The sequence below is a fragment of the Bacteroides sp. AM54-2NS genome (assembly GCF_003602935.1).
GTDB lineage: Bacteria > Bacteroidota > Bacteroidia > Bacteroidales > Bacteroidaceae > Bacteroides > Bacteroides xylanisolvens.
On the sequence record NZ_QTMZ01000053.1, the window covers coordinates 1 to 23,595 of the forward strand.

The window sequence follows — 23,595 nt, forward strand, 5'->3', positions numbered from 1 at the left end:
TGAACTTCTTTGTGAACAGGAGTACAAATGCAGCAGCGGAAGCATTTAATGCTAAAATCAAAGCATTTAGGGCATCATTTAGAGGAGTAGTGGATATGAGCTTCTTCCTTTTTAGGCTAGCAAAGGTATATGCATGAAGGGAATTGACTAAACTTAATCCCCCAAGAATTACAACTGAGCCGTACTTTGGTATACTTGTATTTCCTCTTTTACTACTCTTTTTTATTTTCACCTCTCTATTATATTGTTTTTCATAATAGCATAATCCATTTCAAAATGGTAGGGTGTTTTCCGTTTGTTATTCTTTTTAGTTCTTTTTTATTGTTTTGAAAATCAATAGCTTACTTACTTTTCTCTTTTTCTGGCATACCTTTAGCATTACTTATGGCAAATAATTAGGATTATTAATCATTTAAAAGGTAAAAACATGGGAATAACACTATCATTTATTTTCTGCTTGTTAAGCGGTTTCGCTTGTTTCTGGCTATTTTGGAAATGTGTAGACTGGTTTGAGAATATTTAAAGAAAAAGGAGAATTGATTATGTACACAGCATTATTCGTATTAGGTATTGCGATCTTCGGTTATTTGATGTACGTGCTCGTCAAACCCGAAAAGTTTTAAAGTAACACACACAGTTTAAGGTAAAAAGTATATGAATACAGAAATTTTAGGCGTGGTTGTTCAGATAGCCTTGATGGTGATTCTGGCTTATCCACTGGGAAAATACATTGCCAAGGTCTACAGAGGAGAAAAGACCTGGTCTGATTTTATGGCTCCTATCGAAAGAGTCATTTATAAAGTTTGTGGAATCGACCCCAATGAAGAAATGAACTGGAAACAATTCCTGAAAGCATTGTTGATTTTGAATGCTTTCTGGTTTTTCTGGGGAATGGTACTCTTGGTTTCACAAGGATGGTTGCCCTTAAATCCGGACGGCAACGGACCGCAGACTCCGGATCAGGCATTCAATACCTGTATCAGTTTTATGGTGAACTGTAACTTGCAGCACTATAGCGGTGAAAGCGGACTGACTTATTTTACTCAACTGTTCGTCATCATGCTTTTCCAGTTTATTACCGCAGCAACAGGTATGGCTGCTATGGCAGGTATTATGAAGAGTATTGCTGCAAAAACAACCAAAACGATTGGTAACTTCTGGCAATTTCTGGTAATAAGCTGTACACGTATTTTATTGCCTCTTTCTCTGATTGTAGGTTTTATCCTGATTCTCCAGGGAACTCCGATGGGATTTGACGGTAAGATGAAGGTAACTACGATGGAAGGCCAGGAACAAATGGTTTCTCAAGGTCCTACGGCTGCGATTGTTCCTATCAAACAATTGGGTACAAATGGTGGTGGTTATTTTGGTGTAAACTCTTCTCATCCGTTGGAGAATCCGACATATCTTACTAATATGGTAGAATGTTGGTCTATCCTGATTATCCCGATGGCAATGGTACTTGCGCTGGGATTTTATACCCGCAGAAAGAAGTTGGCTTACAGTATATTCGGAGTAATGCTTTTCGCTTTTCTGGTAGGCGTATGTATTAATGTCAGTCAGGAAATGGGTGGTAATCCACGCATTGATGAATTGGGAATTGCGCAGGATAATGGTGCGATGGAAGGTAAAGAGGTTCGTTTGGGAGCCGGAGCAACAGCATTATGGAGTATTGTAACTACTGTAACCTCTAATGGTTCTGTGAATGGTATGCATGATTCTACTATGCCGCTGTCCGGAATGATGGAGATGCTGAATATGCAGATTAACACTTGGTTTGGCGGTGTAGGTGTAGGATGGATGAATTACTATACATTTATTATCATTACAGTGTTTATCAGCGGTTTGATGGTAGGACGTACGCCGGAATTTCTCGGCAAGAAAGTGGAAGCCCGCGAAATGAAAATCGCTACGATTGTAGCTCTGCTTCATCCGTTTGTCATTTTGGTATTTACAGCACTCTCAAGTTATATTTATGTGTACCATCCTGATTTTGTGGAAAGTGAAGGTGGATGGTTGAACAACTTGGGATTCCACGGTTTAAGTGAGCAACTTTATGAGTACACTTCTTGTGCCGCCAATAACGGTTCCGGTTTTGAAGGTTTGGGAGATAATACTTATTTCTGGAATTATACGTGTGGTATTGTTCTGATTTTGAGCCGTTTTATTCCTATCATCGGGCAGGTTGCCATTGCCGGATTACTGGCACAGAAGAAATTCATTCCGGAAAGTGCCGGCACATTGAAGACCGATACATTGACTTTCGGAGTCATGACATTTGTGGTTATCTTCATTATTGCTGCGCTGTCGTTCTTCCCGGTACATGCATTGAGTACAATTGCTGAACATTTAAGTTTGTAATACTGAATTAGAGAAGATATGAAAGATAATAAATCAGCTTCTTTGTTTCCAAAGGAGCAAGTTATAGAAAGTTTGAAACAGTCATTCGTGAAACTGAACCCGCGGATGATGATAAAGAACCCGATTATGTTTACAGTAGAAGTGGCTACAGTGGTCATGCTACTCGTAACGCTCTACTCCATTGTAAATTCTTCACAAGGTTCGTTTGCTTACAATATTGCTGTGTTTATCATTCTGTTTGTAACCTTGTTGTTTGCCAATTTTGCCGAAGCTATTGCCGAAGCGCGTGGTAAAGCACAGGCCGACAGCTTGCGTAAGACTCGTGAAGAGACACCGGCAAAGAAAGTGGAAGGCAATAAAATTGTTACCGTCAGTTCTTCACTGTTGAAGAAAGGAGATGTGTTTGTTTGTGAGGCGGGAGACGTGATTCCTTCCGATGGAGAGATTATTGAAGGGCTGGCTTCTATTGATGAAAGTGCTATCACTGGCGAGTCTGCTCCGGTGATCCGTGAGGCAGGTGGCGACAAGAGTTCCGTAACGGGTGGTACGAAGGTATTGTCCGATCATATAAAGGTACTGGTGACTACTCAACCGGGAGAAAGTTTTCTCGACAAGATGATTGCATTGGTGGAAGGTGCTTCCCGTCAGAAAACCCCGAACGAGATTGCGTTGACTATTCTGCTGGCAGGTTTTACGCTTGTTTTCGTCATAGTGTGTGTTACCTTGAAACCGTTTGCTGACTATAGTCATACGGTCATCACCATTGCTTCGCTTATTTCTTTGTTTGTGTGTCTGATTCCGACAACTATCGGTGGACTTCTCTCTGCCATCGGTATTGCCGGTATGGACCGCGCGCTCCGTGCCAACGTGATTACTAAATCCGGTAAAGCAGTAGAGACTGCCGGTGATATTGATACGTTGTTGCTGGATAAAACGGGTACTATCACCATCGGTAACCGTAAAGCAACTCATTTCCATACGGCTCCGGGTGTCAATTTGCACGATTTTGTAGAGACTTGTCTGTTGTCTTCCTTGTCCGATGAAACGCCGGAAGGTAAGTCTATCGTAGAACTGGGACGCGAGTCGGGCATCCGTATGCGTAACCTAAATACAACGGGAGCACGAATGATTAAGTTTACGGCTGAAACCAAATGTTCGGGAGTAGACCTGGCAGATGGAACACAGATTCGTAAAGGTGCTTTCGATGCTATCCGTAAGATGGTGGAAGGTGAAGGAAATGAATTCCCGAAAGAAGTGGAAGAGATTATCTCTTCTATCTCCAGCAATGGTGGTACGCCATTGGTAGTATGTGTAAACAAGAAAGTGACCGGTGTCATTGAGTTGCAGGATATTATCAAACCGGGTATTCAGGAACGTTTCGAACGTCTGCGTAAGATGGGAGTGAAGACGGTCATGGTGACAGGAGATAACCCATTAACTGCAAAATATATTGCCGAAAAAGCCGGTGTGGATGATTTTATCGCTGAAGCTAAACCGGAAGATAAGATGGAATATATCAAGAAGGAACAGCAGGCTGGTAAATTGGTTGCAATGATGGGAGACGGAACGAACGATGCTCCTGCTCTGGCACAAGCCAATGTAGGTGTAGCCATGAATAGTGGTACACAGGCTGCGAAGGAAGCCGGTAATATGGTCGATCTGGATAACGATCCGACGAAACTGATCGAGATTGTGGAAATCGGTAAACAATTGCTGATGACACGCGGTACACTGACCACTTTCTCTATCGCCAATGACGTTGCAAAATATTTCGCAATTGTTCCTGCCTTGTTTATGATTGCTATTCCCGAATTGGCAGCTCTGAATATCATGCATCTGCATAGTCCTGAAAGCGCCATTCTTTCAGCGGTCATTTTTAATGCGATTATTATTCCGATTCTGATTCCGCTGGCTTTGCGTGGAGTGCAATACAAACCGATAGGTGCGAGTGCTTTACTTCGCCGTAATCTGTTGATCTATGGTTTGGGTGGTGTGATTGTTCCTTTTGTGGGAATCAAGTTGATAGATTTATTGGTAGGTTTATTCTTTTAATTAAAAAATAATAGCAATGAAAACTTTATTGAAGTCATTAAAAATAACACTTGCTTTTTGTGTCTTTTTCTCCGTGTTCTATATCCTTATCCTGTGGCTGTTTGCGCAGGTTGCAGGTCCTAATAAGGGAAATGCCGAGGTAGCTACGCTGGATGGAAAAGTAGTGGGGGCAGCCAATGTGGGTCAGATGTTTACAAAAGATATTTATTTCTGGGGACGCCCGTCTTCTGCCGGTGACGGATATGATGCTACGAGTTCTGCAGGTAGTAATAAAGGTCCTACGAATCAGGAATATCTGGATGAAGTGAAAGCGCGTATTGATACTTTCCTTGTACATCATCCTTATTTAGACCGTACGGATGTGCCTGCCGAAATGGTTACAGCCAGTGCTTCGGGGCTGGATCCTGATATTACTCCCCAATGTGCATACGTACAAGTGAAGAGAGTGGCACAAGCACGCGGATTAACAGAAGAACAAGTAAGAGCGATTGTTGATAAAAGCATCGAAAAACCGTTCCTGGGATTGTTGGGAACAGAAAAGGTGAATGTGCTGAAATTGAATATAGCTCTTGAAGAAAGTAATAAGTAGATGAAGATCAGGAGCAGCGTTCCTGTCCGAATCGTTTGGGTGATACCAGCGATTCAAATAAACAGGGGGGGATGGGGCGCTGCTTTTTTACAGGAACATAAAATAGAATTAGATAAGAAGTATGAAAAGTTTTTTTAGTAAAAAGAGTATTTTAGGAACAATGGCTGTAGCGGCCGTATGTATGTTGGGAACTGGCAATGCACAAGCACAAGAGTTTACTATACAAGGTGATTTGGTAAGTTCGTATGTATGGCGTGGTATTTATCAGGGGGGTGCCGCTTCTTTTCAACCGACTTTGGGATTTAGCGTAGGTAATTTCTCACTTATTGCATGGGGCTCAACCAGTTTGAGTGAAAGTAATAAAGAAATTGACCTCACTGCGGCTTATAAGTTTGGTGAAGCAGGACCGACACTTTCAGTAGCCAGTCTTTGGTGGAACGGACAAGCTGATGTAGCTAATGGAGAACTAACAAATGATTATTTCCATTTTAAGAGTGGCGACACCGGACATCATTTTGAAGCAGGATTAGCTTATACGCTCCTGTTGAAAAATTCCCGTTGTCTATTGCATGGTATACCATGTTTGCCGGTGCTGACAGGAAGATGACTGACAAGGGGGAAGAAAAACAGGCATATTCTTCTTACGTAGAATTGAATTATCCGTTCAGCGTAAAAGGGGTAGACTTGAATGCTACCTGTGGAGTGGTTCCTTATGAAACTCCGCAGTATAATGTGAATGGTTTTGCAGTGACGAACCTTGCTTTGAAAGCAACGAAAGCTATCAATTTTAATGATAAATTTTCATTGCCTATATTTGTGCAAGCTATATGGAATCCGCGTTTGGAGGATGCCCATCTAGTATTTGGCGTAACTTTAAGGCCATAAAATAAACTCATGAATTTTTGTGAACCCGTGGTGATCGTGATGATTGCTACGGGTTAGGATGTTTAAAATAACAGAGCAACATAATGGATGATAGAGAACAAAGTGTACAGCATTTTCTGGATCTGATAAAGAGATCTCAGCGAGGTAAGTTTAAGGTCTATATCGGTATGATAGCCGGTGTGGGAAAGTCATATCGTATGCTTCAGGAGGCACATGAACTGTTGGAAAATGGTGTGGACGTGAAAATCGGCTATATCGAGACTCATGGACGTGTCGGGACGGAAGGGATGCTAGAAGGACTTCCTGTCATTCCGCGACGTAAAATCTTCTATAAGGGAAAGGAATTGGAAGAAATGGATTTAGATTCTATTATTCGCCTTCATCCCGAAATTGTGATAGTGGATGAATTGGCACATACCAATGTGGAAGGAAGTCTGAATGAGAAACGTTGGCAAGATGTAATGACATTGTTGGATGAAGGAATCAATGTGATTTCGGCAATCAATATTCAGCACATCGAAAGCGTGAATGAAGAAGTGCAGGAGATTACGGGGATTGAAGTGAAAGAACGGGTGCCCGACAGTGTGCTTCAGGAAGCGGATGAGGTGGTGAATATTGACTTGACGGCAGAAGAACTGATTGCCCGTTTGAAAGCGGGAAAGATCTATCGTCCGGAAAAGATTCAGACAGCATTGGATAATTTCTTTAGAACCGAGAATATTCTTCAATTGCGTGAGTTGGCTCTGAAGGAAGTGGCGTTGCGGGTAGAAAAAAAGGTGGAGAATGAAGTGATGATGGGAGTAGCCGTCGGACTTCGGCATGAGAAGTTTATGGCTTGTATCAGTAGTCACGAGAAAACACCCCGGCGAATTATCAGAAAGGCGGCAAAGTTGGCAACCCGGTATAATACTACTTTTATAGCTTTGTATGTTCAGACTCCGAGAGAGAGTATGGATCGAATTGATTTGGCCAGTCAACGGTATTTGTTGAATCATTTTAAACTGGTGGCGGAACTTGGGGGAGAAGTTGTCCAGGTACAGTCGAAAGACATTTTGGGGAGCATCGTCAAGGTTTGTAAAGAGAAACAGATATCGACAGTGTGTATGGGAACTCCTAATTTGAGGTTGCCGTACGCAATTTGTTCTATACTGGGATATAGAAAGTTTTTAAATAATTTGTCGCAAGCTAATGTAGATTTGATTATACTTGCATAATATTAATCGTATGAACGTTATGAATATTAAAACGAAACTGATTCTTGGCATTGGGATGTTGGCAGGAATGATTATTTTGTTGGTAACACTTTCAGTAGTGAATCTTCAAACTCTGACTGCGACAGAGCCTGATAGTCCTGCTGCTATGCCTGCCTTGGAACGTGCATTGCTATGGATCTCCATAACAGGGGGAATCTGTATCTTGACTGGACTGATATTGCTTTATTGGTTGCCTCGTTCTATCAGCAAGCCGATTAAGGAGCTGAAAGAAGGAATTCTTGAAATAGCCAATCATAACTATGAGAAGCGTCTCGACATGAGTGACAATGAAGAGTTCCGTGAAGTGGCTGACAGTTTCAACCGGATGGCGGAGCGTTTGACTGAATATCGTGCCAGTACTTTGTCGGATATTCTTTCTGCTAAAAAGTTTATAGAAGCTATTGTTAACAGTATTAACGACCCGATTATCGGTCTGAATACAGAACGTGAGGTTTTGTTTATCAATGATGAAGCCTTAAGTATTCTGAATATGAAACGGGAGAATGTGATTCGTAAATCGGCAGAGGAACTTTCTTTGAAGAATGACCTGCTCCGCCGACTAATTCGTGAGTTGGTGACGCCAAGCGATCAGAAAGAGGCTTTAAAAATTTATGCGGATAATAAGGAAAGTTATTTTAAGGTCTCTTATGTCCCGATTATTAATACGGAGGCTGAAAAAGGGGAACCTCACAAACTGGGTGATGTCATTTTACTTAAGAATATCACGGAATTCAAAGAACTGGATTCTGCCAAGACTACATTTATTTCAACGATCTCTCATGAATTGAAAACTCCGATTGCTGCTATTATGATGAGTCTACAACTGCTTGAGGATAAGCGTGTCGGTGCGCTGAATGATGAGCAGGAACAGCTTTCAAAGAGTATCAAGGAGAATAGCGAACGTTTGTTAAGTATCACCGGAGAATTGCTTAACATGACGCAGGTGGAAGCTGGTAAATTACAGTTGATGCCGAAGATCACCAAACCGATTGAATTGATTGAGTATGCGATCAAAGCTAATCAGGTGCAAGCGGATAAGTTTAATATTCAGATAGAAGTGGAGTATCCGGAGGAGAAAATCGGTAAACTGTTTGTCGACAGCGAGAAGATTGCTTGGGTATTGACGAATCTGTTAAGTAACGCTATTCGTTATTCAAAAGAAAACGGGCATGTGGTTATTGGTGCCAAACAGGATGAAAACTGGATTGAATTGTATGTCCAAGACTTTGGCAAAGGCATTGACCCGCGTTATCACAAAAGTATCTTCGACCGTTATTTCCGTGTACCCGGAACGAAAGTGCAAGGTAGTGGCTTGGGGTTATCTATTTCCAAGGATTTTGTGGAAGCTCATGGCGGTACGCTGACGGTAGAGAGCGAATTGGGTAAGGGGAGTCGGTTTGTGATGCGGTTGAAGGCATAGTTTTGAAGGAGTCTATGAAAGAATTGGGTTATTGCTATCTACTTCCTATGTTGTTTTAATTCTTTGTTGAATTGAATACTATAACAGCAAAAAAACGCGACTCTGTTCTGAAACTTTAGAGAATCAATGTATTATAGTCTCTCTAAAAATCTTTATATTTGCAGACCGTTTGGAAACGATAGTGAATAATAAACAATACAATAACTTAAAAAACAACCAAAATCAGATGAAGCAGGATATGATTGTTATCCTTGACTTGGGTAGTCATGAGAATACGGTGTTGGCTCGCGCCATCCGTGCATTAGGAGTTTATAGTGAGATTTATCCTCACGATATCACAGTGGAAGAACTGAAAGCATTGCCCAATGTAAAGGGTATTATAATTAATGGTGGACCGAATAATGTAATTGATGGCGTTGCTATTGATGTAAATCCAGCTATCTATACTTTGGGGATTCCCGTCATGGCTGCAGGTCACGATAAAGCAACTTGTGAAGTGAAGTTGGCAGAATTTGCGGATGATATTGAGGCTATAAAGGCGGCAGTGAAATCATTTGTTTTCGATGTTTGTAAAGCTGAAGCTAACTGGAACATGAAGAACTTTGTCAATGATCAGATAGAGTTGATTAAGCGTCAGGTGGGCGATAAGAAAGTATTGTTGGCTCTGTCGGGTGGAGTTGATAGCTCTGTGGTAGCTGCTTTACTTCTGAAGGCAATTGGTAACAATCTGGTTTGCGTACATGTTAATCATGGTTTGATGCGTAAGGGAGAGTCTGAAGATGTGGTTGAGGTATTCAGCAACCAGTTGAAAGCAAATCTTATTTATGTAGATGTAACCGATCGTTTCTTGAATAAACTGGCAGGTGTGGAAGATCCGGAACAGAAACGTAAAATTATTGGTGGTGAGTTTATTCGTGTGTTCGAAGAAGAAGCACGTAAGCTGAATGGTATTGACTTCTTGGGGCAAGGGACTATTTATCCGGATATTGTGGAAAGTGGAACGAAAACTGCTAAAATGGTGAAGTCTCACCATAACGTAGGTGGGCTGCCTGAAGACCTTAAGTTCGAGCTTGTGGAGCCGTTGCGCCAATTATTTAAAGATGAAGTTCGTGCTTGTGGCTTGGAGTTGGGATTGCCTTATGAGATGGTTTACCGTCAACCTTTCCCTGGTCCAGGTTTGGGCGTACGTTGTTTAGGTGCTATAACGCGTGACCGTTTGGAGGCTGTACGTGAGTCCGATGCTATTTTGCGTGAAGAGTTTCAGATTGCCGGATTGGATAAAAGGGTATGGCAATACTTTACAGTAGTACCCGATTTTAAATCTGTTGGTGTACGTGATAATGCCCGTTCTTTTGATTGGCCGGTGATTATTCGCGCTGTCAACACGGTAGATGCTATGACGGCTACTATCGAACCGATAGAATGGCCTATCCTGATGAAGATAACAGACCGTATACTGAAAGAAGTGAAGAATGTAAATCGCGTTTGTTATGATATGTCTCCGAAACCTAATGCGACTATAGAATGGGAATAGAGAGACTTTTTAAGTGATATTTCGATAGCCTCAATTTTTTGTAAGTTGAGGCTATTTTTTTTAATATGTTGAACCTTGCCACATTGAATTTGACAGATGTTTAATCTGATTGATATATGATTTGCGTTGGTGTAAACCATAGTGTAAACCGGCACCAATTGATGTATAAAAGAAAAAGGCACCCAAGAGTGGAAGCCTCTCAAATGCCTTATTCTTATCAAGTAGCGGGACCCGGGATTGAACCGGGGACCTCATGATTATGAATCATGCGCTCTAACCAGCTGAGCTATCCCGCCATCGTTTCTCGATTGCGGGTGCAAAGATAGATGATTTTTTATAATCTCCAAAACAATTCATAACTTTTTTGTGTTTTTTCTTTAAGAAGGGGTTTGATTTTCCCTATAAACAGGGAGTTTGAGGTCCGATAATGAAAGAATAATTAAATAAAGTGTCTGATTTATGCGATGTATTTAGAAAAAAGTATTTATCTTGGCACACGTAAAAACAATTCGAAATTGCTATGAAAAAGGAAAAGATTCATTTAGAGTATTTGTTGAATGCAACGTCTAAAAATATTCTTTGGTCAGCTATAAGTACACCGACCGGGTTGGAGGACTGGTTTGCCGACAAAGTTATTTCTGATGATAAAATAGTAGAGTTCCATTGGGGGAAGACAGAACTGAGGAAAGCAGAGATTATTGCTATTCGCTCTTTCTCTTTTATCCGCTTCCGTTGGCAGGATGATGAAAACGAACGCGATTATTTTGAAATCAAGATGACTTATAATGAGCTGACTAGTGACTATGTGTTGGAAATTACCGATTTCGCAGAGCCGGATGAAGTGGATGATATGAAAGAATTGTGGGAGTCACAAGTAGCTAAATTAAGAAGAACTTGTGGTTTTTAGTTAACTTTCAACTAAAAATTTTCGATGCTCCTTTTTTTGTGCTAATTTTGCATCCTAATTGCACGAACCTATTAAGATGCTACGCATAAAGAAATTAGATATATTCATCGTAAAGAGTTTTTTTGATGCTCTTTATTGGTACATTCTTCATCTGTCTGTTCATATTCATGATGCAGTTCCTGTGGAGATATGTAGACGAATTGGTCGGAAAGGGATTGGAGATGAGCGTAATGGCTCAATTCTTCTTTTATTCCGCGTTAACATTAGTGCCGGTATCGTTGCCATTGGCAGTGCTACTGGCTTCTTTGATTACTTTCGGTAACTTTGGCGAGCGTTATGAATTGCTTGCGATGAAAGCCGCAGGTATTTCTCTCCTTAAAATCATGCGTCCGCTTGCTTTCTTCGTTTGCGGGCTTGTCGGTGTCTCATTCTATTTCCAAAATGTAGTAGGTCCTATCGCCCAAGCTAAATTGGGAACCCTGATCCTTTCGATGAAACAAAAATCTCCGGAGTTGGACATTCCGGAAGGAGTTTTCTATTCTGAAATCAAGGACTATAATTTAAAGGTAGCTAAGAAGAACCGGAAGACCGGTATGCTATATGATGTGCTGATTTATAGTATGAAAGATGGCTTTGAGAAAGCACGTATTATATATGCTGATTCCGGGCGTTTGGAGATGACCGCGGATAAACAGCATCTTTGGCTGCATTTGTATAGCGGAGATTTATTTGAGAATCTGAAAGCTCAAAGTATGAAATCGGAGAATGTACCTTACCGACGCGAGGAATTCAGGGAAAAACATACCATTATTGAGTTTAATTCCGATTTCAATATGGTTGACGGTGAGATTATGGGTAAGCAGTCCAGTGCTAAGGACATGGCGCAGTTGCAGAGTTCCATTGACTCGATGACGGTTGTGGGAGATAGTATCGGACGACAGTATTACAGGGAAGTGGCAGAAGGAAATTTCCGTCCTTCTTATGGATTGACAAAAGAAGATACGGTCAAAATAGAAAAGGCGGATATTCATGAATATAATGTAGACAGCCTTTACGAAGTAGCCTCTTTAACGCAGAAACAGAAGGTGATTTCTTCTGCTGTCAGTCGTGCGGAGAACGTGGCTAACGATCTTGGGTTCAAGAAATTCACGATGGAGAACAATGATTATAGTATTCGAAAACATAAGACGGAATGGCATAAGAAGATAACAATTTCACTTTCTTGTCTGCTGTTCTTCTTTATCGGAGCTCCGTTGGGCGGTATTATCCGTAAAGGAGGTCTGGGAATGCCGGTCATCGTATCAGTGTTGGTGTTTATCATTTATTATATCATTGATAATACAGGATATAAAATGGCCCGCGACGGTAAGTGGATTGTTTGGATGGGGATGTGGACAAGTAGCGCAGTCCTTGCCCCGTTAGGAGTCTTCCTTACTTATAAATCGAATAAAGACTCTGTGGTGCTTAATGCAGATGCTTATATCAACTGGTTTAAAAAGATTGTGGGAATTCGTAGTGTACGCCATATATTTAAGAAAGAAGTGATTATTCATGATCCTGATTACGCACGTCTGACGGGTGATTTGGAACAACTTTCGGCAGAGTGTAAAGCGTATGCCGCCAGGAAACGATTGGAAAAAGCACCGAATTACTTTAAGTTGTGGATGGCGAGTGAGGATGATAACGAGGTGATGGCAATCAATGAAAAGCTGGAAGCGTTGGTTGAAGAAATGTCCAATACGAAATCTGCCACTTTGATCGGTGCATTAAACAATTATCCGGTTATTTCCGTTTCTGCTCATGTGCGCCCGTTCCATATATATTGGTTGAATCTGGTGGCCGGAGTCATTTTCCCTATCGGTTTATTTTTCTATTTCCGCATCTGGGCGTTCCGCGTTCGTCTGGCTAAGGATATGGAACGGATTATAAAGAACAATGAACAAATTCAATTCATCATACAGAAAATCAATAAATAAGTGTTATGAAAGAGACTATTAAAATGGATAGAATAGAAGATGCGATTGCCGACTTTAAAGAAGGCAAGTTTGTCATAGTAGTGGATGATGAAGACCGCGAAAACGAAGGCGACTTGATTATTGCAGCTGAAAAGATAACTCCCGAAAAAGTAAATTTCATGTTGAAACATGCACGTGGCGTACTTTGTGCACCTGTCACAGTGTCTCGTTGCAAGGAGTTGGATTTACCGCATCAGGTAAGTGATAATACTTCCGTGTTGGGAACTCCTTTTACGGTTACTATTGACAAATTGGAAGGCTGTACAACAGGTGTTTCCGCTTCCGACCGTGCCGCTACTATTCAGGCGTTGGCCGATCCGACTTCTACACCGGCTACTTTCGGGCGTCCCGGACACATCAATCCGTTGTACGCGCAAGAAAAAGGAGTACTTCGCCGTGCCGGACATACAGAAGCTACGATTGATATGGCTCGTCTGGCAGGACTTTACCCCGCAGGTGCCTTGATGGAAATCATGAGTGAAGACGGAACAATGGCACGTTTGCCCGAACTCCGTCAGATGGCAGACGAACACGGACTGAAACTGATTTCTATCCATGACCTGATCGTTTATCGCCTGAAACAGGAATCCATTGTAGAAAAAGGAGTAGAAGTAAATATGCCTACCGAACACGGAAAGTTCCGTCTGATTCCTTTCCGCCAGAAATCAAACGGATTGGAGCACATGGCTATATTTAAAGGAACATGGAGTGAAGACGAACCGATCTTGGTACGTGTCCATTCCTCTTGCGCTACTGGGGATATCCTTGGCTCACAACGTTGTGACTGTGGCGAGCAGCTGCATAAAGCGATGGAAATGATCGAAAAAGAAGGAAAAGGTGTGGTGGTTTACCTCAATCAGGAAGGACGTGGCATCGGTCTGATGGAAAAGATGAAAGCATATAAGTTGCAGGAAGACGGTATGGATACCGTTGACGCGAATATTTGTTTGGGACACCTTGCCGACGAACGTGATTATGGAGTAGGCGCACAAATCCTTCGTGAACTGGGAGTACACAAAATGAGACTTTTGACAAATAATCCGGTGAAACGTGTTGGTTTGGAAGCATACGGATTGGAGATAGTAGAAAATGTACCTGTTGAAACAGTTCCTAATCCGTATAATGAACGATACTTGAGAACAAAGAAAGAAAGAATGGGGCATACTTTACATTTTAATAAGTAAATTGCCAATTTGTTTTCATATATCAAATATTATCGCTTATTTTGCAACGATTTTCACTCAACAACAATAAAATAGATACAAAATGAATCAATTATCAGATCGTTTGAACAGCTTGTCGCCATCGGCGACGCTTGCCATGTCGCAAAAGAGCAACGAGCTCAAGGCACAGGGTGTTGATGTTATTAACTTAAGTGTAGGAGAACCGGATTTTAATACTCCTGACCACATCAAAGAAGCTGCGAAAAAAGCCATAGATGATAACTTTTCTCGTTACTCTCCGGTACCGGGTTATCCGGCTTTGCGCAATGCTATTGTTGAGAAACTGAAAAAAGAAAACGGTCTGGAATATACAGCCGCTCAAATTTCGTGTGCCAATGGTGCCAAACAATCTGTTTGTAATACCATCCTTGTATTGGTAAATCCGGGTGACGAAGTCATCGTGCCGGCTCCTTACTGGGTAAGTTACCCGGAAATGGTGAAAATGGCAGAAGGTACTCCTGTAATTGTTTCAGCAGGTATCGAACAAGATTTCAAGATTACTCCGGAACAGCTGGAGGCAGCCATCACTCCGAAGACGAAAGCATTGATTCTTTGTTCTCCGTCTAATCCGACAGGTTCTGTATATACAAAAGAAGAATTGGCCGGATTGTCAGCAGTATTGGCTAAACATCCGCAGGTGATAGTAATCGCTGATGAGATTTATGAACATATCAATTATATTGGTGCACATCAGAGTATCGCTCAATTCCCAGAAATGAAGGAACGTACAGTGATTGTAAACGGTGTATCCAAGGCTTACGCTATGACAGGATGGAGAATCGGTTTCATTGCCGGTCCGGAATGGATTGTAAAAGCTTGCAACAAGTTGCAAGGTCAGTACACTTCAGGTCCTTGCTCTGTTTCTCAAAAAGCTGCTGAAGTGGCATATACAGGAACACAAGAACCGGTAAAAGAAATGCAGAAAGCATTCCAACGCCGTCGTGACCTGATTGTGAAGTTGGCTAAGGAAGTTCCGGGATTTGAGGTAAACGTTCCGCAAGGTGCTTTCTATCTGTCCCGAAATGCGATGCTTTCTTTGGAAAGAGCAACGGCGAACGTAAGATTGCAGATTCAGATGATTTGGCAATGTACTTGCTTGAAGAAGCTCACGTGGCTTGTGTAGGTGGTGCCTCTTTCGGTGCTCCTGAATGTATCCGTATGAGTTATGCTACAAGCGATGAAAATATCGTAGAGGCTATCCGTCGTATCAAAGAAGCATTGGCTAAGTTGAAATAAGAGTTCACCACAGATTACACAGATTGACACAGATTGAAAAGAGATTGTTTGTCTGAAAAATATTAGATTAATAAAATCATCCTTACTACAGTATGCAGTAAGGGTGATTTTTTGTTTAAGGAACTTCTTTGTATTTTTCTATCCGTTTGATTGTGAATTAATCTGTGTAGTCTGTGGTGAAGAAAGAGCAATAAAAAAGGCTGCCTTCCATAGAAAGCAGCCTATACTCTTTTTGTAACTTGTATTATTCAGCCGGGTGAATTGCTTCAGACGGACAAACGTCTGCACAAGTACCACAGTCAGTACATACATCTGGGTTGATAGAATAGATATCACCTTCAGAGATAGCTTCTACCGGACACTCGTCAATGCAAGTTCCGCAAGCAATACAATCGTCACTAATTACGTATGCCATTTTTCTAAGATTTAAATTATTAGTACTAATTTCTCCGGCAAAAATAAGGCTTTTATTGATTGGTTGTTATGCTTCTATGTTTAAATTGACTTAATTTGTACGTCTTCTAAATAAGCTACCTCCCTATAATCTGCTATATTTTTCGTATTTTTGCACTCAAATTACTAATATATAGCGATTATGCCTTTAAATTTACCCGATAAACTACCTGCGATAGAGCTTTTGAAGGAAGAGAATATTTTTGTGATCGACACTTCCCGCGCTACGCAACAGGATATTCGTCCGCTACGGATTGTGATTCTGAATCTGATGCCGTTGAAAATTACAACGGAAACAGACTTGGTGCGCTTACTCTCCAATACACCTCTTCAGGTGGAGATTTCATTTATGAAGATCAAGAGCCACACGTCAAAGAATACGCCGATAGAACACATGAAAACGTTCTATACGGATTTCGACCAGATGCGTCATGAGAAGTATGATGGTATGATTATCACCGGAGCTCCTGTAGAACAGATGGACTTCGAGGAGGTGACCTATTGGGATGAGATTACGGAAATCTTTGATTGGGCACGTACGCATGTCACTTCTACCTTATATATATGCTGGGCTGCGCAGGCCGGATTGTATCATCATTATGGAGTTCCTAAATATCCGTTGAAAGAGAAGATGTTCGGTATCTTTGAACATCGGGTATTGGAACCTTTCCACTCCATCTTCCGTGGTTTTGATGATTGTTTCTATGTGCCGCATAGCCGTCATACAGAAGTACGCAGGGAAGACATTCTGAAAGTTCCGGAACTGACGTTGCTTTCCGAATCGGAAGATGCCGGTGTCTATATGGCAATGGCACGGGGCGGTCGTGAATTCTTTGTCACGGGACACTCCGAATATTCTCCGCTGACACTGGACACGGAATACCGTCGCGATCTCGATAAAGGCTTGCCGATAGAGATGCCCCGCAATTATTATATAGACAATGATCCTGAAAAAGGCCCGTTGGTACGTTGGCGTGCTCATGCCAATTTGTTGTTCTCCAATTGGCTGAACTACTTCGTTTATCAGGAAACACCTTACAACATCAACGATATTCAATGATAAAGCAGCGTAAAATAGAACTTCTCGCTCCGGCGAAAAACCTGGAATGTGGCATTGAAGCTATCAATCATGGGGCAGATGCTGTATATATCGGTGCTCCGAAGTTCGGTGCCCGTGCGGCGGCTGTGAACTCATTGGAAGATATTGAAGCATTGGTGCAGCATGCCCATTTGTATCATGCACGTATTTATGTCACGGTCAATACGATTCTGAAAGAAGAAGAATTGAAAGAGACGGAGGAGATGATTCATGCACTTTATCGGATTGGCGTAGACGCACTGATTGTGCAGGATATGGGGATCACGAAGTTGAATCTTCCTCCGATACCGCTTCATGCCAGTACACAAATGGATAACCGTACACCGGAAAAAGTAAAATTCCTTTGGGAGGCGGGTTTCCGGCAAGTAGTCCTGGCGCGGGAACTATCGTTGCGTGAAATAAAGAAGATACACGAAAATTGTCCGGAAGTGCCTTTAGAGGTATTCGTACATGGGGCACTTTGTGTCAGCTATAGCGGGCAGTGCTATGTCAGCCAAGCCTGTTTCGGTCGTAGTGCCAACCGGGGAGAATGTGCGCAATTCTGCCGGTTACCTTTTAGTCTGGTAGACGCGGACGGGAAAGTGATTGTCAAAGACAAACATCTGCTTTCCCTGAAAGATATGAATCAAAGTGATGAACTGGAGCAATTGCTGGATGCCGGAGCTTCCTCGTTCAAGATAGAAGGGCGACTGAAAGACGTTTCTTACGTGAAGAATGTAACGGCCGCTTATCGTCAAAAGCTGGATGCCATCTTTGCCCGTCGTCCGGAATATGTAAGGGCTTCTTCGGGTACGTGCAATTTCGAGTTTAAGCCGCAACTGGATAAGAGTTTCAGCCGTGGATTCACACATTATTTCCTGCATGGACGTGACAAAGAGATTTTCTCTTTCGACACTCCCAAGTCGTTGGGCGAGGAGATGGGGACTGTGAAGGAGATTCGTGGCAATTATCTGACGGTTGCGGGACTTAAATCCTTTAACAATGGAGACGGTGTTTGTTATATCGACGAACAGGGACGTTTACAGGGATTCCGCATCAACCGGGTGGACAGCAATAAACTATATCCACAGGAAATGCCTCGTATCAAGCCTCGTACCACATTGTATCGTAATTTCGACCAGGAATTTGAACGAGTGCTTTCCCGTAAGTCTGCCGAAAGGAAAATCGCAGTGCGAATGTTGCTTGCCGACCATCATTCCGGTTTCTCTTTGACATTGACTGACGAAGATGATAATAGAGTCACAATCACCCTTCCACGTGAAAAAGAGCCGGCCCGGACTCCGCAGACGGACAACCTGAAAACGCAACTGTCCAAATTGGGGAATACGCCTTTCGAAGCAAAAGAAATAGAAATCTCTTTTACCGACAACTGGTTTCTGCCGGCTTCGGTATTAGCCGATTTCCGCCGGCAGGCAATCGACCGGTTAATAACTGCCCGTCGAATCAATTACCGTCAGGAATTGTCGGTATGGAAGTCAACCAATCATGCTTTTCCACAAACGATGCTAACCTATCTGGGAAATGTCATGAATACTCGTGCAGCCTCTTTCTATCAGGAGCATGGGGTTCAACAGGTAGCAGCGGCTTACGAAAAAGAAGCGGTGGAAGATGCGGTACTGATGTTCTGCAAACATTGTTTGCGTTACAGTATGGGGTGGTGTCCCATCCATCAACGGGTACGTTCACCTTATAAAGAACCCTATTACCTGGTGTCAAATGACGGCAAACGTTTTCGTCTGGAATTTGATTGTAAGAATTGTCAAATGAAAGTAAAAGCGGCTCAATGAGAATCATTATTCACAATTTTCACCACAGTTTTCACCACAGAGGACGCAGAGGACACAGAGGATATAGTGGAGGTAACATCTTCACTCATTCTTCTGATACAGACTGTTTGAGTGTTTTTTGGAAAAAGTGTAGAAAGTTTTTCTCTTTACCTTCTTTCCCCTTTTTACCCTCTTTATCCTTTTTATCCTCTGTGTCCTCTGCGTCCTCTGTGGTGAAAATAGTGATGAAAACAGTGATGAACCTCCTACTATGTTTACTTTTGCTTTCATCTTGTTATTATAAAGCACCGGCTTTGGATTCGGAAGAACTGTCGAAGAAGACGAAAGACTCGTTGACTTACTTGTACGAACGGCATTATACATGGAATACAAACTTGGAAGTAGTCGATGATTCCATCTCTTTGGAATGTCTTCCGATAAAAGATACTTTTATTCAGTTGAATAAAGGGGATAGGGTAGTGGTGGCAGAGTTTGCGGTTCACCCTGCCGATAGTGTAGACAGTGTTTGGGTGAAGCTGGCTCACACACAGGATGAACAGGGCTGGATACGTGAAAAAGAACTCAAGAAGTCATTTGTGCCGACTGATAGTATTTCGCAGGCCATTCATCTTTTCAGTGATACGCATGCTTCTTATTTCATTATCATCTTCGCTTTATTCGTCGGTGTATATCTGTTTCGCGCTTTTCGTCGAAAGCAGTTGCAGATGGTCTATTTTAATGATATAGATAGTGTTTATCCGTTATTTCTCTGTTTGTTGATGGCTTTCAGTGCAACGATTTACGAATCGATGCAGGTCTTTGTGCCGGAAACGTGGGAGCATTTTTATTTCAATCCTACTTTGTCGCCGTTCAAAGTTCCTTTTATTCTCTCTGTCTTCTTGTTGAGTATTTGGCTGTTTTTGATAGTCGCTTTGGCGGTGCTGGATGATTTGTTCCGACAGTTGACTCCCGCTGCAGCTATCTTTTATCTGCTGGGGTTGATGTCTTGTTGTATTTTCTGCTATTTCTTCTTTATCCTGATGACACATATTTATATCGGTTATCTGTTCCTTGCCTTTTTTATGCTGGTTTTTGCGAAGAAAGTCCATCGGAACATTGGGTATAAGTATCGTTGTGGGCGTTGTGGGGAAAAGTTGAAGCAAAAAGGTGTATGCCCCCATTGTGGAGCTATCAATGAGTAATTTTATTATCTGTTTTATTCTTGAATAACTTTTCAAATGATGGAAATCAGATCTACCGAAATAAAAGATCTCCCTTTAGTGATGGAGATTTATGACTATGCCCGTGCCTTTATGCGTGCAACCGGAAATACTACTCAATGGATTGACGGTTATCCTTCTGAAGTATTGATTCGTCAGGAAATTGAAGATGGACATAGCTTTGTCTGCATAGATGAACAGGGAGAAATTTTGGGGACTTTTTGTTTTATCTTGGGAGACGACCCTACTTATCAACAGATTTATGAAGGAACATGGCTCAATAATGAACCTTATGGAGTGATTCATCGGCTGGCAACGAACGGAAAACAGAAGGGGGTATCGGAAACCTGCTTGAACTGGTGTTTTGAACGTTGGCCCAATCTCCGGGTAGATACTCATCGGGACAATAAAGTCATGCAGCATATATTGACGAAGTATGGCTTTCAACGTTGTGGTATCATTTATGTAAAGAACGGGACAGAGCGTATCGCTTATCAGATGACGCGTGTACCTGATGGAACAGAGAAACTTGCTTAATCGTGATGGAGTGTAGTTGAAGTGTATTAGATGTGGACAAGATAATCTTAGATATAAGCAAACCAATAGGAAACTGTAGGTAAAGTAATGCCAGGACACCGGTATAGTTCCGTTAAGATGCCGGTATAGTTGTGTGAAGGTACCGCTATCTTACTTCCCACGGCCGTGGTGACTTCTTCCCACAGCCGTGACGAGATCTCTCCACGGCCGTGAAGAGAAGCTACCACAGCCATGGAAAGGTAAAGATAGCGTAGGGTTAAGAGAACAATGCCTATTGGATTAATTAAGTATAACGGCTTTATAATGCATACTTCATAGAGGCATACGTTCTTCTATCACGTATTCCATGCCATCAATCTATAAGAGACAGGCTGACAATAAAAGTCCGAATCTTTTATTGTCAGCCTGTTTTTGGGTTATTGTCAGCACTTATTGTCAGGTGTCAATGGATTGATAATCATTGTTCTATATGGATAAAATCTTTAGCTGACAATAAAATGACTAAATAATATCTCTATGAGTGAAAATAATTAGAACCGGCAGCGGAGATCTACTCCAAATTGCATTGGGCGTCCTTTCTGCATAAAACCTTTGTTCATTGTTTCGAAATAGAAGGCGGCATATTCTTTATTCAAGAAGTTGCGTGCCCAGAAACTAATCATTGCGTCACCGATTTCCAGATTCGTTCTCCAGTTGAGTGTGCCATAGAAAGATTGGCTGACATCGTTTTGTTCAGTCCAGTAGATACGTCCGGCAGCGTTATAATTAGCTTGGAATACAATCCGGTCGAAGATAGAGCGCGGACTGCAGGTGATGGCGTATTCTCCTCCGATATTTAAGGTATGTTTGGGGACAAAGGGAACATATTTGCCATTATAATCTGCGGTTACTTTAAAAGTGCCGTCTTTTTGCTCTTCGGTGATTACATAATCCGTAAAGGTGGCATACGTATATCCGTAACTGACATTCAGGCTAAGTTCTTTTGTCACACTGGCACGAAGGGCTGCTTCTGCACCATAGCTACGGCTTTTTCCTGCATTGATAGTGATACGTCCCAGACCACTTTCCGCAAATTGGGAGAGTTGTTGGTCGCGGGTATCCATATAGAATGCTGCGACGTCAGCCCAAAGTCTTCCTTCCCATAGAGTAAGGTGACTACCTACTTCGTAGTTCCACGAATATTCGGGTTTGTAAGTGGTGGACGCTTTTACATCAATCTCTTTTGTAGGTACCATTTGGTTCATCATATTAATGATGGTTTTTCCCCAGGTGGCATCTTGCCCTATTGTTGGACTTTCTTTGATGGCATTCATCATCGAATTTTTCAATTCTGTTTGTGATAAGTCAGAGAACATTTGGATGTTATATCCTCCCGAACGATATCCCCGGGTGACGGTGGCATAAACGTTATTTTGATTCTTCCATTCATATTGAATAGCAAATTTGGGTAGGAGCTGTACATAATCAGTAGAGAGCTTGCCAACGAAAGAGGCAGGGGCTTTCATATTCTGATCAGACAAGTTTATTTGGTTGGGTCCCATAGCTAAGTGAAAATCAAAACCAAAGTCGATAGGAGTGCTAAGAGAATTATACTTCATACTGATTTTCTCGTAATCGAGCCGGAGGCCGGCTGTAACGGACAGTCCTTCTATGAACAAGTTGTTGAAAGTAGACTGATGATAAAGTGCACCGCTAAGAGTCGGGGTGTCGAAAGTTCCTCCTACGCTTAAGGTCGGGTTGTGCACAGTCATTCCCATGGTGGGAGCTCCGGGTTTGGCAGATACTTCTTCAAAAGCTGCATTGGCGTTGTTTTCAATGACCGACTTCACTCCTTCTTCTTTAAACAAAACAGGTCCCGTAGTATGCAGCCATTGATAGAATCCGAAAGCTCCCGTAGCCCACTGCCATCTTTTTCCGGGTTTGGCTTTCAACACAATCTCTTCGGAAATGGTGTTTGCACGTTGCTTTTGCTCAATATTGAAAATATCTCTTTCTGTGAAATCCTGATCGAGAAACATACGGTCGTTCAGGTTCTGATAACCTGTCACGGCACTTAATATAAAGTTGTTGGCTTGATATTCGATGTTAACACCGGAGTTGAGCAATCCACGGCGGTAACTGCTGCGGTCGTTATATGAATCTTACCGATATGATCTGCCCGGTCTTCTGTCATTTCTTTACCATTTTCTTTCGCTTTAGCTATTGCACTGGGGGTAATCCCGGTATAGTAATACGGATATCCGCCCTGATCGCTATATTCATAGCTAAGGGCCATATCTATTTTCAGGTTCGAACTAGGCAGGTAAATACCACGGAAACGTCCGCCACCGGCATTGCTCTTGTCTACCTTTTCGTTGTTTCTTGCCGAATTTTCAAAGAAGCCACCTGTGTGTTCGTAGAAACCTCCGGTAGAAAAGGCGAAGCGGTCGGATGTCCGGTGATAGTGGGTGAGTGACACATTATAATTATTGTAGGTCGCTGCTCCCATGCGGATATCAGTACCTTGATAAGTGAAAGGCGATTTTGTGTGCACTTTGATAAGTCCTCCCATCGTATTACGCCCGTAGAGAGTGCCTTGTGGTCCGCGGAGAATATCAATACGTTCGATATCAGCATAGTTGAAGTCGAAAGCGGATTTGTCGATATAAGGGATGTTGTCTACGTAAAGTCCTACGGACGGAGTGTTGATACGTGAGCCGATTCCGCGGATATAAATGGAAGTGGTCAGTTTGGAACCATAATCGGGGATAAACAGATTAGGGACGATGCCTGTCAGGTTTTTCACAGAGTTCACCTGATTGGCACGCATATTATCTTGCGATAAAACGGTGGCTGCCACCGGTAATTCACGCAACTTACGATTCTCTTTCGGAGTGGCAATCACTACCACTTCTTCGATGTCTACTATTTTTAGTGAGTCTTTCGGGAAATCTTCTGCCCATGCTGTACCAGTCGTCAGGAGCGTAAGGGCAATCATAAAATTCTTTCTCTTCATCTGCTGTTCATTTATCTGCTGCAAAGTAACGGCAAATATAGACAATGGTC

At 42.1% G+C, this 23,595-nt stretch carries 13 protein-coding genes, 1 tRNA gene and 5 pseudogenes; 16 read left to right on the plus strand and 3 right to left on the minus strand.

What is annotated here, in order from left to right; translation table 11 throughout:
• From DXA05_RS22150 to guaA, 8 genes and pseudogenes are all read left to right on the plus strand, one after another.
• Positions 1-137 (plus strand): annotated as a pseudogene (locus DXA05_RS22150) (transposase); the annotation flags it as partial.
• A 517-nt stretch (positions 138-654) separates the two neighbouring features.
• Positions 655-2,361 (plus strand): potassium-transporting ATPase subunit KdpA, encoded by a 1,707-nt coding sequence (kdpA, locus tag DXA05_RS22160; RefSeq protein ID WP_008640693.1) that lies wholly within the window; start codon positions 655-657, stop codon positions 2,359-2,361.
• Positions 2,362-2,379: 18 nt separating this feature from the next.
• A complete protein-coding gene (gene kdpB, locus DXA05_RS22165) occupies positions 2,380-4,413 on the plus strand; it encodes a potassium-transporting ATPase subunit KdpB (protein ID WP_128859634.1) in 2,034 nt (677 codons plus the stop codon).
• A gap of 16 nt (positions 4,414-4,429) precedes the next feature.
• Positions 4,430-5,002: a K(+)-transporting ATPase subunit C gene (locus tag DXA05_RS22170; protein ID WP_128859635.1), complete on the plus strand. Its 573-nt coding sequence runs from the start codon at positions 4,430-4,432 to the stop codon at positions 5,000-5,002.
• A 121-nt stretch (positions 5,003-5,123) separates the two neighbouring features.
• Positions 5,124-5,887: pseudogene (locus DXA05_RS22175) on the plus strand (hypothetical protein).
• An 83-nt stretch (positions 5,888-5,970) separates the two neighbouring features.
• Entirely contained in the window at positions 5,971-7,101 is a 1,131-nt protein-coding gene (locus DXA05_RS22180; protein WP_008025310.1) for a sensor protein KdpD, read from the plus strand.
• 19 nt (positions 7,102-7,120) lie between these two features.
• Entirely contained in the window at positions 7,121-8,560 is a 1,440-nt protein-coding gene (locus tag DXA05_RS22185) for an ATP-binding protein (protein ID WP_008640698.1), read from the plus strand.
• A 226-nt stretch (positions 8,561-8,786) separates the two neighbouring features.
• Positions 8,787-10,094, plus strand: coding sequence for a glutamine-hydrolyzing GMP synthase (guaA, locus tag DXA05_RS22190; RefSeq protein ID WP_128859636.1), 1,308 nt, complete (start codon positions 8,787-8,789; stop codon positions 10,092-10,094).
• Between the two features lie 222 nt (positions 10,095-10,316).
• Here the strand turns inward: guaA and DXA05_RS22195 are convergent.
• A tRNA-Met gene (locus tag DXA05_RS22195) sits at positions 10,317-10,390 on the minus strand.
• Between the two features lie 224 nt (positions 10,391-10,614).
• Between DXA05_RS22195 and DXA05_RS22200 the strand changes: the two genes are divergently transcribed.
• From DXA05_RS22200 to DXA05_RS22215, 4 genes and pseudogenes are all read left to right on the plus strand, one after another.
• A complete protein-coding gene (locus tag DXA05_RS22200) occupies positions 10,615-11,001 on the plus strand; it encodes an START-like domain-containing protein (RefSeq protein ID WP_008640713.1) in 387 nt (128 codons plus the stop codon).
• A gap of 76 nt (positions 11,002-11,077) precedes the next feature.
• A pseudogene (locus tag DXA05_RS22205) lies at positions 11,078-12,977 on the plus strand (LptF/LptG family permease).
• A 5-nt stretch (positions 12,978-12,982) separates the two neighbouring features.
• On the plus strand, positions 12,983-14,200 hold the full coding sequence (locus DXA05_RS22210; RefSeq protein ID WP_004309056.1) for a bifunctional 3,4-dihydroxy-2-butanone-4-phosphate synthase/GTP cyclohydrolase II: 1,218 nt from the start codon (positions 12,983-12,985) through the stop codon (positions 14,198-14,200).
• A gap of 82 nt (positions 14,201-14,282) precedes the next feature.
• Positions 14,283-15,475: pseudogene (locus tag DXA05_RS22215) on the plus strand (pyridoxal phosphate-dependent aminotransferase).
• A 244-nt stretch (positions 15,476-15,719) separates the two neighbouring features.
• Here the strand turns inward: DXA05_RS22215 and DXA05_RS22220 are convergent.
• The gene (locus DXA05_RS22220) at positions 15,720-15,890 is read right to left on the minus strand and encodes a 4Fe-4S binding protein (RefSeq protein ID WP_002559159.1); all 171 of its coding nucleotides are present in this window, start codon (positions 15,888-15,890) and stop codon (positions 15,720-15,722) included.
• 180 nt (positions 15,891-16,070) lie between these two features.
• On the opposite strand from DXA05_RS22220, the gene metA reads away from it, so the two are divergent.
• The 4 genes from metA (at position 16,071) to DXA05_RS22240 (ending at position 20,550) form a co-directional block, all read left to right on the plus strand.
• The gene (gene metA, locus DXA05_RS22225; RefSeq protein ID WP_004314573.1) at positions 16,071-16,988 is read left to right on the plus strand and encodes a homoserine O-succinyltransferase; all 918 of its coding nucleotides are present in this window, start codon (positions 16,071-16,073) and stop codon (positions 16,986-16,988) included.
• The gene (locus DXA05_RS22230; protein ID WP_044130645.1) at positions 16,985-18,814 is read left to right on the plus strand and encodes a U32 family peptidase; all 1,830 of its coding nucleotides are present in this window, start codon (positions 16,985-16,987) and stop codon (positions 18,812-18,814) included. The genes metA and DXA05_RS22230 overlap by 4 nt, the downstream gene beginning before the upstream one ends.
• Positions 18,815-19,038: 224 nt before the next feature.
• Complete coding sequence (locus DXA05_RS22235) at positions 19,039-19,995, plus strand: zinc ribbon domain-containing protein (protein WP_008017684.1); 957 nt, start codon at positions 19,039-19,041, stop codon at positions 19,993-19,995.
• A 36-nt stretch (positions 19,996-20,031) separates the two neighbouring features.
• On the plus strand, positions 20,032-20,550 hold the full coding sequence (locus DXA05_RS22240; protein WP_015531319.1) for a hypothetical protein: 519 nt from the start codon (positions 20,032-20,034) through the stop codon (positions 20,548-20,550).
• 530 nt (positions 20,551-21,080) lie between these two features.
• On the opposite strand, the pseudogene DXA05_RS22245 reads toward DXA05_RS22240, so the two are convergent.
• Positions 21,081-23,545 (minus strand): annotated as a pseudogene (locus tag DXA05_RS22245) (TonB-dependent receptor).
• Positions 23,546-23,595 lie beyond the last annotated feature (50 nt).

Coding starts and splice junctions, on each gene's coding strand:
- kdpA (WP_008640693.1), top strand. CDS start 655: ATGAATACAGAAATTTTAGGCGTGGTTGTTCAGATAGCCTTGATGGTG.
- kdpB (WP_128859634.1), top strand. CDS start 2,380: ATGAAAGATAATAAATCAGCTTCTTTGTTTCCAAAGGAGCAAGTTATA.
- DXA05_RS22170 (WP_128859635.1), top strand. CDS start 4,430: ATGAAAACTTTATTGAAGTCATTAAAAATAACACTTGCTTTTTGTGTC.
- DXA05_RS22180 (WP_008025310.1), top strand. CDS start 5,971: ATGGATGATAGAGAACAAAGTGTACAGCATTTTCTGGATCTGATAAAG.
- DXA05_RS22185 (WP_008640698.1), top strand. CDS start 7,121: ATGAATATTAAAACGAAACTGATTCTTGGCATTGGGATGTTGGCAGGA.
- guaA (WP_128859636.1), top strand. CDS start 8,787: ATGAAGCAGGATATGATTGTTATCCTTGACTTGGGTAGTCATGAGAAT.
- DXA05_RS22200 (WP_008640713.1), top strand. CDS start 10,615: ATGAAAAAGGAAAAGATTCATTTAGAGTATTTGTTGAATGCAACGTCT.
- DXA05_RS22210 (WP_004309056.1), top strand. CDS start 12,983: ATGAAAGAGACTATTAAAATGGATAGAATAGAAGATGCGATTGCCGAC.
- DXA05_RS22220 (WP_002559159.1), bottom strand. CDS start 15,890: ATGGCATACGTAATTAGTGACGATTGTATTGCTTGCGGAACTTGCATT.
- metA (WP_004314573.1), top strand. CDS start 16,071: ATGCCTTTAAATTTACCCGATAAACTACCTGCGATAGAGCTTTTGAAG.
- DXA05_RS22230 (WP_044130645.1), top strand. CDS start 16,985: ATGATAAAGCAGCGTAAAATAGAACTTCTCGCTCCGGCGAAAAACCTG.
- DXA05_RS22235 (WP_008017684.1), top strand. CDS start 19,039: ATGAAAACAGTGATGAACCTCCTACTATGTTTACTTTTGCTTTCATCT.
- DXA05_RS22240 (WP_015531319.1), top strand. CDS start 20,032: ATGATGGAAATCAGATCTACCGAAATAAAAGATCTCCCTTTAGTGATG.